Origin of the sequence: Methylobacterium sp. NEAU K (assembly GCF_030700285.1) — a bacterium.
In the GTDB taxonomy this organism is placed as follows: Bacteria; Pseudomonadota; Alphaproteobacteria; order Rhizobiales; family Beijerinckiaceae; genus Methylobacterium.
The window spans coordinates 39,059-51,052 of sequence record NZ_JAUYZJ010000035.1 but is presented as its reverse complement, the minus strand read 5'-3'; the positions used below and the strand labels follow the sequence as shown (position 1 = coordinate 51,052).

The following is an 11,994-nucleotide window of genomic DNA, read 5'->3' as shown; positions in this document are numbered from 1 at the left end:
CTAGGGTCAAAACCTAATCAGCTTGACCCTGGGAGGGCCGCCCGCTTTCGACCCATTGCGGACGGTCAGGTTGAGTGTGGAAGCAGAATTGCGGCCTTGTCATGGACGTTGCAACTCAGGAAACTTTTCGGTGACCAAATTTACTTGCCCAGCCTCCGATTGAAGCTCCGATCCAAAGAGAAGCATAAAGTAGGCAAGAGCTTATCAAGAATATGATATGCCCTGCATTGCCAGAAAATCCATTCTTGTCTATAGCCTTAGTAAATATTATTGCTGCTAATATGATTAAAAATAAACTCAGCGGCGATTTTAACCCTAATCTTGGTCGCTGCTTACCTTTACGATAGCCAACGGCGAAACCAAATATTAGCAACAAAAGCGCGACATATGGAATTAGATACAGTAACATGACAGATACCCAATCGGGACGATCACTGGCTAACCGTAGCATTTGAGCGTCCGCTCGCCACCCTTCTCGGACATCATCACGGCCAAGCTGATTGAGTTCAGACCCTAGGAAGACGCGCCGCAAGAACGCGCCGCAAGCCGGGAAACGGACTCGATGCGGTGCCTGCGGCAAATTATTCTTTGCGCGCGCCCAAAATGCCTGTGCTTGGCCTGCCGGCCCGGCCCGTGTAGGAATCCCGGTCGAATGCCCGCCCGTGAACGCCGACGAAAGGCCGGGCCCCGCCCCTAACAGAACAGAGGCCGAACATGAGCGCCGGTACCGCTGCCGACAAGCACTTCTCGAACAGCTTCTTCGCGGCTCCGCTGAGCGAGGTCGATCCCGAGATCGCCGATGCGGTGTCGAAGGAACTCGGCCGCCAGCAGCACGAGATCGAGCTGATCGCCTCCGAGAACATCGTCTCCCGCGCGGTGCTGGAAGCCCAGGGCTCGGTGCTGACCAACAAGTACGCCGAGGGCTATCCGGGCCGGCGCTACTACGGCGGCTGCCAGTTCGTCGACATCGCCGAGAACCTCGCCATCGAGCGCGCCAAGCGCCTGTTCGATTGCGGCTTCGCCAACGTGCAGCCGAATTCCGGCTCCCAGGCCAACCAGGGCGTGTTCCTGGCCCTGATGCAGCCCGGCGACACCTTCCTCGGCCTCGATCTCGCGGCCGGTGGCCATCTCACCCACGGCGCGCCGCCCAACATGTCGGGCAAGTGGTTCAAGCCGGTCTCCTACACGGTGCGCCGCGAGGACCAGCGCATCGACATGGAGCAGGTCGCGGCCCTGGCGCAGGAGCACAAGCCGAAGGTGATCATCGCCGGCGGCTCGGGCTATCCGCGCCACTGGGACTTCGCCAAGTTCCGCGAGATCGCCGATTCGGTCGGCGCCTACTTCCTGGTCGACATGGCCCACTTCGCGGGCCTCGTGGCGGCCGGCGTCCACCCGTCGCCGTTCCCGCACGCCCATGTCGCCACCACGACGACCCACAAAACGCTCCGCGGCCCGCGCGGCGGCATGATCCTGACGAACGACGAGGCGCTCGCCAAGAAGTTCAACTCCGCGATCTTCCCCGGCCTCCAGGGCGGTCCGCTGATGCATGTCATCGCCGGCAAGGCCGTGGCCTTCGGCGAGGCGCTCAAGCCCGAGTTCAAGATCTACGCCCGCCAGGTGGTCGAGAACGCCAAGGCGCTCGCCGACACCCTGATCTCGGGTGGCTACGACATCACCTCGGGCGGTACCGACAACCACCTCATGCTGGTCGACCTGCAGCGGAAGGGGCTGACCGGCAAGGCCGCCGAGGCCGCGCTGTCGCGGGCCGACATCACCTGCAACAAGAACGGCGTGCCGTTCGACACGCAGAAGCCGACCATCACGTCGGGCATCCGGCTGGGTACTCCGGCCGGCACCTCGCGGGGCTTCGGCGTCGCCGAGTTCAAGCAGATCGGCGGCTTCATCGTCGAGGTGCTGGACGGGCTCGCGGCCAAGGGCGAGGCGGGCGATCCGGAGGTCGAGGCCTCGGTGAAGAGCCGCGTGCACGCCCTCACTGGTCGCTTCCCGATCTACGGCTGACGGATCTAAAGGCGGGGCGGCCTTCCGGCCCGCCGAAGCGTGGATTAGGAAACGGCCGCGGATCCGACCGATCCGCGGCCGTTTCCTTGCGCCGGGTGCAGACAATGCGGTGTCCCTATTGCGGCGGCTCCGAGACCCAGGTGAAAGACTCGCGGCCGTCCGAGGACGGCGCCGCGATCCGGCGCCGGCGTGTCTGCCCGGATTGCGCCGGCCGCTTCACCACCTTCGAGCGGGTGCAGCTGCGCGAGGTCGTGGTGCTCAAGCGCTCGGGCAAGCGCGTGCCCTTCGACCGCGACAAGCTCCAGCGCTCGATCGACGTGGCCCTGCGCAAGCGCGCCGTCGACCCGGAGCGGATCGACCGGCTGGTCAGCGGCATCACCCGTCAGCTGGAGAGCGCGGGCGAACCCGAGGTCACCTCCGAGGCGATCGGCGAGCTGGTCATGGCGGGGCTGAAGGGGCTCGACGACGTCGCGTACGTGCGCTTCGCCTCGGTCTACAAGAATTTTCGCGAAGCCAAGGATTTCGAGGACCTGCTCGGCACGCTAGGGGAGAGCGCCCTCGGCGACGGCCCGCTCGGCGACGGCCCTCTGGCGCCGGGCTCCGCGCCGGAGCCCGAGACCGATCCCGACGCGTCGTCCCGCCGCCGCGCGGTGCGATCATGAGCGACGATGTGCGCTTCATGCGCCTCGCCCTGGCGCTGGGGCGGCGCGGGCTCGGGACCACTTGGCCGAACCCCTCCGTAGGCGCCGTGGTGGTCGATCCGGGCACGGGCCGGATTCTCGGGACCGGAGCCACGGCGCCGGGCGGGCGCCCGCACGGCGAGACCCTGGCGCTGGCGGACGCCGGCGCGGATGCCCGCGGTGCGGCCCTCTACGTCACCCTGGAGCCGTGCTCGCATCACGGCCGCACGCCGCCCTGCACCGACGCGATCCTGGCGGCGGGGATCGCCCGGGTGGCGAGCGCCCTCGAGGATCCGGACCCGCGGGTGGCGGGACGCGGCCACGCGCTCCTGCGCCAGGGAGGCGTGAGCGTCGAGACCGGCCTGATGCGGGAGGCGGCGGCGCGAGACCATGCCGGCCACATCACCCGGGTGACGCGCGGCCGGCCGGCCCTGCACCTCAAGCTCGCCCGCACCCGCGACGGCTTCTGCGCCGGCGCCGGCCCCGAGCGGCTGCGGATCACCGGGCCGGTAGCTGACGGGGCGGTCCATCTCTGGCGTGCCCATGCCGACGCGATCCTGATCGGCATCGGCACCGCCCGGGCCGACGACCCTTCCCTGACGGTGCGGCTGCCGGGCCTCGCCGGGCGCTCGCCCCTGCGGATCGTGCTCGATTCGCACCTCCATCTCTCGCCGGCCAGCGTCCTGGCCCGCACCGCCCGCGACACCGGGACGCTGGTCCTCACCACCCGCTCCGCCCCCGCGCATGCCCGCCGCGCCCTGGAGGCCCTCGGCGTCGAGATCGCCACCGTCCCGGCGGACGCGGCCGGCCGGATCGATCTTCCGGCGGCGCTGGCCCATCTCGGGACGCGCGGCCTGACGCGGCTGTGCAGCGAGGGCGGCCCCCGCCTTGCTGAGGCGCTGGCCCAGGCCGATCTGATCGACGCCTGCACCCTGGTCACCGCCCCGGTGGAACTCGGCGCGGCGGGCGGCCTCCCGGCGCTGGGCCGCGAACTCACCCGCGCGCTGGCGAGCGAAGAATTCCGGGTGGCCGAGCGGTTGCGCCTCGGCCCCGACGAGGCTGTGACTTACGAGAGGGCCATCTGATGTTCACGGGTCTCGTCAGCGACGTCGGCACCGTCGTCTCGGTCTCGGGCACGGGCGATCTGCGCCGGATCGCGATCCGCGCCACCTACGATCCAGCCACGATCGCGCTCGGCGCCTCGATCGCGTGCTCGGGCCCATGCCTCACGGCGGTCGCGGTGGAGCCGGTCGAGGGGGGCTGCGTCTTCGCGGTCGATGCCGCTGCCGAGACGCTGGCGCGGACCACCGTCGGCCGCTGGGCGGCTGGCACGCGGATCAACCTGGAACGGTCCCTGAAGATCGGCGACGAACTCGGCGGCCACCTCGTCACCGGCCACGTGGATGGGGTCGCCGAGATCGTGGAGCGCGAGCGCGTCACGGCGGGGGCTTGGGGGCCAAGCGAGCGCTTTTCCCTGCGCGCGCCCGCGGCCCTGTCACGCTTCATCGCCGAGAAGGGCTCGGTCTGCCTCGACGGCACCTCGCTCACGGTGAACGCCGTTGAGGGCGACGTCTTCTCGGTTCTCCTGATCCCCCACACCCTGCAGGTCACCACCTGGGGCGAGCGGCGCGAGGGCGACCGGCTGAACCTGGAGGTCGACCTGATCGCCCGCTACGCGGCCCGGCTCACCGAGGCGCGGGCGGGGTCCTGACCCCGATCAGCGCGGGGGGATCGCGTAGGTACCCGTGGCGTGGCAGACGAGGTCCTCGCCGTCGGCCGGCGTGATCAGCACTTCGCCCACAGCCAGGCGCCGGCCGAGCTTGAGCAGCCGGCACGCCGCCAGGAGGTCGCCCGGGGCCGGCTTGCGCAGGAAGTTGAAGGTCAGGCTCGTGGTCACCGCCAGGGCGACCGGGCCGATATTGGCCAGGATCGCCGCGTAGAGGGCGTAATCGGCCAGCGCCATCATGGCCGGGCCGGACACCGTTCCCCCGGGCCGCAGGAAGCGTTCCTGCGCCGCCAGCCGCATCCGGGCCGAGAGCGGACCCACCGCTTCGAGATGGTAGGCGCGCCCGCCGGCCTGCATCTGCGGAAACTCGCGGTCGAGGAAGTCCCGCGTCTCCGGGAGGTTCAGGATCGTGGCGCTCATGCCTGCATGCAGCATGGGTTGGGGTGGCGGGGCAATCCGTCGAGGACGCCGATTCCACGGGCCGTCGCCGTGCCCGCCCGAGGACGGTACGGCGGCAGCCGCCCCCCTCAGAAGAAAACCGACCGCGCGCTGGCGCTGATTTCGCCCAGCACCGTGCCGGTTGCGGGCTCGATCTCCTTGAGCACCACGTCGTAGCCCCACAGGTCGGCGAGGTGCTGGAGCACGCGCTTGGCGTCGTCCTTCTGCAGGGTGATCCGGTTGAGCGCCTTGTGGTGCAGGATCAGGCGACGGTCGCCTTCCAGATCCACGTCCACCACCTCGATATCCGGATCGAGCCAGGCGACGTCGTACTGGCGCGCGAAGGAGCGGCGCAGCTTCCGGTAGCCGCGCTCGTCGTGGATCGCCTCGACCCGCAGTTCCGGCTCCTCGGGATCGTCGACCACGTGGAACAGGCGCAGGTCGCGCATCAGCTTCGGCGACAGGAACTGCTGGATGAAGCTTTCGTCGCGGTAATTCTCCCAGCAGTCGCGCAGCACAGCCATGGCGTCGCCGGTACCGGCGATCTTCGGGAACCATTCCCGGTCCTCGGCGGTCGGGTGCTCCGCGATGCGGGCGATATCCTGCATCATCGCGAAGCCGATCGCGTACGGGTTGTGGCCGCCATAGCTCCGGTCGTCGTAGGTCGGCTGGCGGATGACGTTGGTGTGCGACTGCAGGAACTCGAGATACGCAGCCTCGGTGATCTGCCCCTTCTCGGACAGGGCATTCATGATCCGGTAGTGGCAGTAGGTGGCGCAGCCCTCGTTCATCACCTTGGTCTGGCGCTGCGGATAGAAATACTGTGCGACCAACCGGACGATGCGCAGGATCTCGCGCTGCCAGGGCCGCAGCCGCGGCGCGACCTTCTCCAGAAAATAGAGAATGTTCTCCTGCGGCAATTCGAGCAGCGCCTTGCGCCGCTCGGCAGCCACGTCCGGGCGCGCCGCGCCGACCTTCTGCGGCAGGGTCCGCCAGAGGTCGTTGTAGATCTGTTCGCCGTGCTCGATCCGCTCGCGCTCACGCCGCTGCTCGGAGGCGAGGTCCGGCCGCTTCTTGCGGGGATAGCGGTGGACGCCCTGGCTCATCAGGGCATGGGCGGCGTCGAGCACCTGCTCCACCGCCTGGTGCCCGTAGCGCTCCTCGCAGCGGGCGATGAAGCCCTTCGCGAAATCCAGGTAGTCCAGGATGCCCTCGGCATCGGTCCATTGCCGGAACAGATAATTGTTCTTGAAGAAGTGGTTATGACCGAAGGCGGCGTGCGCGATGACGAGCGTCTGCATCGTCGCCGTGTTCTCCTCCATCACGTAGGAGATGCACGGGTCCGAGTTGATGACGATCTCGTAGGCGAGCCCCATCAGGCCGCGCCGGTAGCCGGCCTCGTGCTGGGCGAAGTGCTTGCCGAAGGACCAGTGCTTGTAGAACAGCGGCATGCCGATCGACGCGTAGGCGTCGAGCATCTGTTCGGCCGTGATGATTTCGATCTGGTTCGGGTACCAGGACAGCCCGAGTTCCGGCCCGGCGATGGCTTCGCAAGCGTCGTGGATGCGCCGGATGGTGTCGAAGTCCCAGTCATTGCCGGTGAACAGGGGTTTCGGGCCGCCGGAGATTTTCTGGGGCGTCCGTGCCTTGACGAGTGTCATGCGGCCTCCCGTGTCTTCGGACCATGTCCCGTATAAGCGCGAGACGGGTGCTCCCTCCCCCCCTCTGTGGGGAAGGGAGGCGTCGCGCCGCTCCTTGTCACGCCTCTGCCTCGGCCCGCGCATCCTTGCGGCCGAACAGCTCGCGGAACACCGGGTAGATCTCCCGGCGGTGGTTGACCTTGCGCATGGCGATCGGACCGCCGGCCTTGGCGATGGCCTCGTAGGTCCGCCACAGGGTGGTGCGGTGCTCGACGAAGCCGGCGCGGGGGCCGTTCTCGTCCCCGACCTCGAGATAGGCGAAGTGCTGGCAGGCCGGCAGGATGTGGGCGCGCAGCAGTTCGGTCGAGGTCGGCCCGTCGGAGGAGACGTTGTCGCCATCCGACGCCTGGGCGGCGTAGATGTTCCAGTCGTTGGGGTCGTAGCGCTCGGCGATGATGCGCTTCATCTCCACCAGCGCCGAGGACACCAGGGTGCCGCCGGTCTCCCGGGACCCAAAGAAGGTCTCCTCGTCCACCTCGGTCGCCCGGTCGGTGTGGCGGATGAACACGATCTCGACGTGGCGGTAGCGCCGGGTCAGGAAGATGTGCAGCAGGATGTAGAACCGCTTGGCGAGGTCCTTCATGTGCTCGGTCATCGAACCGGACACGTCCATCAGGCAGAACATCACGGCCTGCGCGATCGGCCGGGGATAGGGCTCGAAGCGGCGGAAGCGCAGGTCGATCGGGTCGACGTAGGGGATGCGCTTGGCCCGCTCGCGCAGCTTCTCGAGCGACAGCTCCAGGTCGGGCCGGCGCGGGTCCGCTTCGCGCATCGCGGCGAGTTCGGCCTCCAGGGCCGCGACCTCGTCGGGCTTGGGGCGCTTGAGGGCGATCCGGCGCGACATCGAGTTGCGCAAGGTGCGGGTGAGCGCGAGGTTGGCCGGGGAGCCGGTCACCGTGTAGCCGGCCCGGCGCAGGCCCTCGGTCTCGACCACAGCGAGGCGGCGCTTGGCGAGGTCCGGGAGTTCCAGGTCTTCGAGGAACAGCTCCAGAAACTCCTCGCGGGTGAGCACGAACCGGAACGCGTCCTCGCTGTTCTCGCCGCCATCCCCGCCCTCGCCGGAGCCGCGCCCTCCGCCCCCGCTCGGCGGCCGCTCGATCGTGTCGCCCTCCACGTAGGATTTGTTGCCCGGCAGGATGTGGTCCTGCAGGCCGGTGCCGGGCTGGCGGGAGAACCGGGGCTCGCGCACACCGTCGGCCGGTACGGTCACCTGACCGTCCTTGCCGAGATCCTTGATGTCCTTCTCGCGGGCGGATTCGCGCACGGCGCGCTGGGCCACGTCCTTCACGCGCCGCAGGAAGCGCTGCCGGTTGGGGAGACTCTTGCCTCCCGGATTCAGGCGTCGGTCGACGATGTGCATCCGCTGCGAAAACCCTCGTCCGCGTGCTCCGGCCGGCGCTAGGCTCTCGTTATACCATGCTGTGTTCGGAAAGAGGCACCTAACTCTTCCGTAGCATGCTCTAACGCTTTGCTATCGCATGATGGTTTCGAGAAACCGGACTTCGCTTTCCCGCATCATGCCTGAGAGTCTCGCCGGCCGGTCGTCCGAAACTATGGCGGTGGAGGGTCGAACCTCGGCCCGTCGGATTTTGGTCCGAGCAGGCTTCCCGTCCCTCAACCGGCCTGCTTCACCCGCATGTACCACTCCACCAGGCGGCGGACCTGCCGCTCGGTGTAGCCGCGCGCGACCATGCGCTCGACAAACTCACCGTGCTTCTTCTCCGTCTCGCCGTCCTTCTTCGAGCCGAAGGAGATTACCGGCAGCAGCTCCTCGACCTGGCTGAACATGCGCCGCTCGATCACCTCGCGCAGCTTCTCGTAGCTCGTCCAGCTCGGGTTGCGGCCGCCGTGCTGCGCCCGGGAGCGCAGGGCGAACTTCACCACCTCGTTGCGGAAATCCTTCGGGTTGGCGATCCCGGCGGGCTTCTCGATCTTGGTCAGCTCCTGGTTGAGCAGCTCGCGGTTGAGGAGCTGGCCGGTCTCGGCATCCTTGAAATCCTGATCCTCGATCCAGGCATCGGCGTAGTCGATGTAGCGGTCGAAGAGGTTCTGGCCGTAATCGTGGTAGGATTCGAGATAGGCCTTCTGGATCTCGTGGCCGATGAACTCCGCGTAGCGCGGCGCCAGCTCGGTCTTGATAAACTCCAGGTACTTCTTCTCGGTCTCGGGCGGGAGCTGCTCGCGGCGCAGGGACTGCTCCAGCACGTACATCAGGTGCACCGGGTCGGCGGAGACCTCCGTGGTGTCGTGGTTGAAGGTCGCCGCGAGCACCTTGAAGGCGAAGCGGGTGGAGATCCCATCCATGCCCTCGTCGACGCCAGCGGCGTCCTTGTACTCCTGCATCGAGCGCGCCCGAGGATCGACCTCGCGCAGCGATTCGCCGTCATAGACCCGCATCTTCGAGAAGGCGTTGGAATTGGCGTGCTCGCGCAGGCGCGACAGCACCGAGAACCGTGCGAGCATCTCCAGCGTGCCCGGCGCGCAGGCCGCATCCGACAGTTCCGAGCCGGAGATCAGCTTCTCGTAGATGTGCTGTTCCTCCGTGACCCGGAGGCAGTACGGGACCTTGATCACGTAGATGCGATCGATGAAGGCCTCATTGTTCTTGTTGGTCTTGAAGGTCTGCCACTCGGATTCGTTCGAGTGCGCCAGGATCACGCCCGTGAACGGGATCGCGCCGATATTCTCGGTGCCGACGTAGTTGCCCTCCTGCGTCGCGGTGAGCAGCGGGTGCAGCATCTTGATCGGCGCCTTGAACATCTCGACGAACTCGAGGATGCCCTGGTTCGCCCGGTTCAGGCCGCCCGAATAGGAATAGGCGTCGGGATCCGCCTGGGACAGGGTCTCCAGCCGGCGGATATCGACCTTGCCGACCAGCGAGGAGATGTCCTGGTTGTTCTCGTCCCCCGGCTCGGTCTTGGCGATGGCGATCTGGCGCAGGCGCGAGGGGCGGACCTTGATCACCTTGAAGCGCGAGATGTCGCCGTTGAACTCGTCGAGGCGCTTGAGCGCCCAGGGGCTCATCAGGCCGGTCAGCCGCCGGCGCGGGACGCCGTAGCGCTTCTGGATCTCCTCGCCCATGGTCTCGGGGTCGAACAGCCCGAGCGGGCTCTCGAACACCGGCGAGACCTCGTCCCCGGCCTTGAGGACGTAGATGGGGTGAACCTCCATCAGTGCCTTCAGCCGCTCGGCCAGCGACGACTTGCCGCCGCCCACCGGTCCGAGCAGGTAGAGGATCTGCTTGCGCTCTTCCAGGCCCTGGGCGGCGTGGCGGAAGAACGAGACGATCCGCTCGATCGTCTCCTCCATCCCGTAGAACTCGCGGAAGGCCGGGTAGGTCCGGATCGTCCGGTTCATGAAGATGCGGCCGAGCCGGGAATCCTTGGCGGTGTCCACGAACTCGGGCTCGCCGATGGCCGCAAGGATGCGCTCGGCGGCCGAGGCATACATCAGCGGGTCGTCACGGCAGGCCTCGAGATACTCGGAGAGCGTCATCTCCGTATCGCGGCGGGCCTCGTACCCCCTGGCAAAGCTCTGGAAAAGGTCGTTCGTCGCATGCATGGGCATTCGATAACCCTCTCAGACCGTGACAGCTTCATCCTGTCTCGGCTCGGATGCAACCGACAGGCCCGCTTTTGTCGCAGCGCGGCGAACGTGCCGCGAGCCATGTCGATTGCTTGCAACACTCGCGCAGCCAAAACACGGCGCACAAGAGATTTCGGGCCGGCTCAAGCCGCCTTCGACGACCATTTTAGGCCTAAAAACCATGCAGAAATAATATTTTTTGCCTCTTCTCAGAGATCTGTGCCGTCTTTCTTGGCATCGTCCCCCGTCTTCGATCCGGAGGCTCCGACGGTGATTTTGATGTTCTGGGTCTGAACTTGACCGTCCGAACCCCTCACCTCGAAGGTCACCTCGTCGGAGCCGGTAAAGCCGGTGTTGGGCTGGTAGAACAGCGCCTGAACCGCGGCCTCCTTGTTGGGGCAGCGGTAGCTCGCGGGCGTCTTCAGCTTGCCGACCTTCGTGATCACGGATCCGTTCTTCGGTGCGCCGGAGACTTTGAACTCTGGCATGGGGCCTTGGCTGCAATCCTTCTTCAGGTTCGGGGCGATCTCCAGCCGGACGGTCTTGCCGGGCGCGACCGTCTTGGATCGTGTCACCGTGGTCTGGGCGAGAGCCGGCCCGGCCAGGACCAGGCTCCCTGCAAGCAGTGCGGCGAGCGGACGAAGGGCGGTCATGGCGGCGTCTCTCCAGTGCAGATCCGGGGGCTGCCTTCGGGAACGCGCCCGAGTGCCCCTTCCAACGGTCGAGAGCATGTGGGGACGCCGAGCACGGCCGTCGAGGGCCTCTCGGCGGGGCAGACCGGGGCCCGCGCGCGGGATCGCCGCCCCGGCAGGGGGCCGCCCTAATCCTGCAGCACCGCCGCCACGACCCCGGTGACGCGGGCGATCTGCGCGGCATCGAACTCGCCGGCCAGGGCGGCGGCGAGCCGCGCCTCGACCCGGGCGCGCTCCCCGGCATCTGCGATCGGCACCGGCGGGATCTCCGTCTCGGCGAGGCGACAGACCCGGCGGATCGCCTCTGCGGCCGAGAGCAGCTTCTCCCGGTCGGAGGGTCCCATGTCCCAGAGCGGGTTGCGCAGGCGGCTGATCACCCGCCGGGCATCCCTGTACTCCCGGTCGACATTGGTCGCGGCCTCGATCTGGCTGACGAGGAACATCAGCTCCAGAACCTCCGAAGCCGCTTCCGGACAGGTGCGGACGATCCGCATGATGCGGGCCATCAACTCCTGACTGGGCGACAACTTGGATTTGGGCACGGGCATCAACGCGGGCTCCCGCGGGAAAGTTCGCCCGCCCCGACGCCGCATTCCGGCCGCCTCCGCCCTCCCTGGCTTGGGAGCCCGGTGGGGCCGCTGTCACGCCTCCGGGTCGAAGGGCCGGCGCAGGGCGTCGAGCAGGGCGCGGCAGGCGCGCAGTTCGTCCAGGACGCCCGCCAGGGCCGCCCGGTCCGCGCCCTCGACCGGCTCGGCCCCGGGCTCCCGGCCGTCCTCCGCTTCCTGAACCAGGGGCTCGGCCGCCATGGCCTCGCCGCGGCCCACGGCCTGGACGAAGCGGACACCATTCTCCTTGAGGACCCGCTGCGCCCCCGCGATGGTATAGCGCCGCACGTGCAGGAGCTGCCTGATGCCGGCCACGAGCTCGACATCCTGCGGCCGGTAGTAGCGCCGACCGCCCGCCCGCTTCACGGGCCGGATCTGGCCGAAGCGGGTCTCCCAGAACCGCAGCACGTGCTGGGGCACGTCGAGTTCCTCGGCGACCTCGCTGATCGTGCGGAACGCGTGGACGCTCTTCTCGCCGCTCTCGGCGGCCGGTTCGACGGTGTCTTCGGCGGCGAGGGCTGGCGGCATGGCTGTCTGGCGGATCCGGTC

At 67.7% G+C, this 11,994-nt stretch carries 11 protein-coding genes; 4 read left to right on the top strand and 7 right to left on the bottom strand.

Going from position 1 to position 11,994, the window contains the following annotated elements:
- The first annotated feature begins 714 nt into the window (after positions 1-714).
- The 4 genes from glyA to Q8W67_RS22235 all read left to right on the top strand — a co-directional run bounded on the left by glyA (position 715) and on the right by Q8W67_RS22235 (position 4,410).
- Positions 715-2,019 carry a serine hydroxymethyltransferase gene (glyA, locus tag Q8W67_RS22250; protein ID WP_305549962.1) on the top strand — a complete coding sequence of 435 codons (1,305 nt, stop codon included), beginning with the start codon at positions 715-717 and terminating at the stop codon, positions 2,017-2,019.
- 104 nt (positions 2,020-2,123) lie between these two features.
- The gene (gene nrdR, locus Q8W67_RS22245) at positions 2,124-2,681 is read left to right on the top strand and encodes a transcriptional regulator NrdR (protein WP_305549961.1); all 558 of its coding nucleotides are present in this window, start codon (positions 2,124-2,126) and stop codon (positions 2,679-2,681) included.
- Positions 2,678-3,784, top strand: coding sequence for a bifunctional diaminohydroxyphosphoribosylaminopyrimidine deaminase/5-amino-6-(5-phosphoribosylamino)uracil reductase RibD (ribD, locus tag Q8W67_RS22240; protein WP_305549960.1), 1,107 nt, complete (start codon positions 2,678-2,680; stop codon positions 3,782-3,784). The genes nrdR and ribD overlap by 4 nt, the downstream gene beginning before the upstream one ends.
- A complete protein-coding gene (locus tag Q8W67_RS22235; protein WP_305549959.1) occupies positions 3,784-4,410 on the top strand; it encodes a riboflavin synthase in 627 nt (208 codons plus the stop codon). Before ribD ends, Q8W67_RS22235 begins: the two co-directional genes overlap by 1 nt.
- Positions 4,411-4,416: 6 nt before the next feature.
- On the opposite strand, the gene Q8W67_RS22230 is transcribed toward Q8W67_RS22235, so the two are convergent.
- From Q8W67_RS22230 to Q8W67_RS22200, 7 genes are all read right to left on the bottom strand, one after another.
- Positions 4,417-4,845, bottom strand: a complete 429-nt coding sequence (locus Q8W67_RS22230) for a PaaI family thioesterase (protein ID WP_305549958.1) — start codon at positions 4,843-4,845, stop codon at positions 4,417-4,419.
- Positions 4,846-4,952: 107 nt separating this feature from the next.
- The gene (locus Q8W67_RS22225; RefSeq protein ID WP_305549957.1) at positions 4,953-6,524 is read right to left on the bottom strand and encodes a SpoVR family protein; all 1,572 of its coding nucleotides are present in this window, start codon (positions 6,522-6,524) and stop codon (positions 4,953-4,955) included.
- Between the two features lie 97 nt (positions 6,525-6,621).
- Complete coding sequence (locus tag Q8W67_RS22220) at positions 6,622-7,923, bottom strand: YeaH/YhbH family protein (RefSeq protein ID WP_305549956.1); 1,302 nt, start codon at positions 7,921-7,923, stop codon at positions 6,622-6,624.
- A 254-nt stretch (positions 7,924-8,177) separates the two neighbouring features.
- Positions 8,178-10,130, bottom strand: a complete 1,953-nt coding sequence (locus tag Q8W67_RS22215; protein WP_305549954.1) for a PrkA family serine protein kinase — start codon at positions 10,128-10,130, stop codon at positions 8,178-8,180.
- 227 nt (positions 10,131-10,357) lie between these two features.
- Positions 10,358-10,801, bottom strand: a complete 444-nt coding sequence (locus tag Q8W67_RS22210; protein ID WP_305549952.1) for a 4-aminobutyrate aminotransferase — start codon at positions 10,799-10,801, stop codon at positions 10,358-10,360.
- Between the two features lie 167 nt (positions 10,802-10,968).
- Complete coding sequence (locus tag Q8W67_RS22205; protein WP_305549951.1) at positions 10,969-11,388, bottom strand: hypothetical protein; 420 nt, start codon at positions 11,386-11,388, stop codon at positions 10,969-10,971.
- A 93-nt stretch (positions 11,389-11,481) separates the two neighbouring features.
- The gene (locus Q8W67_RS22200) at positions 11,482-11,973 is read right to left on the bottom strand and encodes a MerR family transcriptional regulator (protein WP_305549950.1); all 492 of its coding nucleotides are present in this window, start codon (positions 11,971-11,973) and stop codon (positions 11,482-11,484) included.
- Positions 11,974-11,994: the final 21 nt, after the last annotated feature.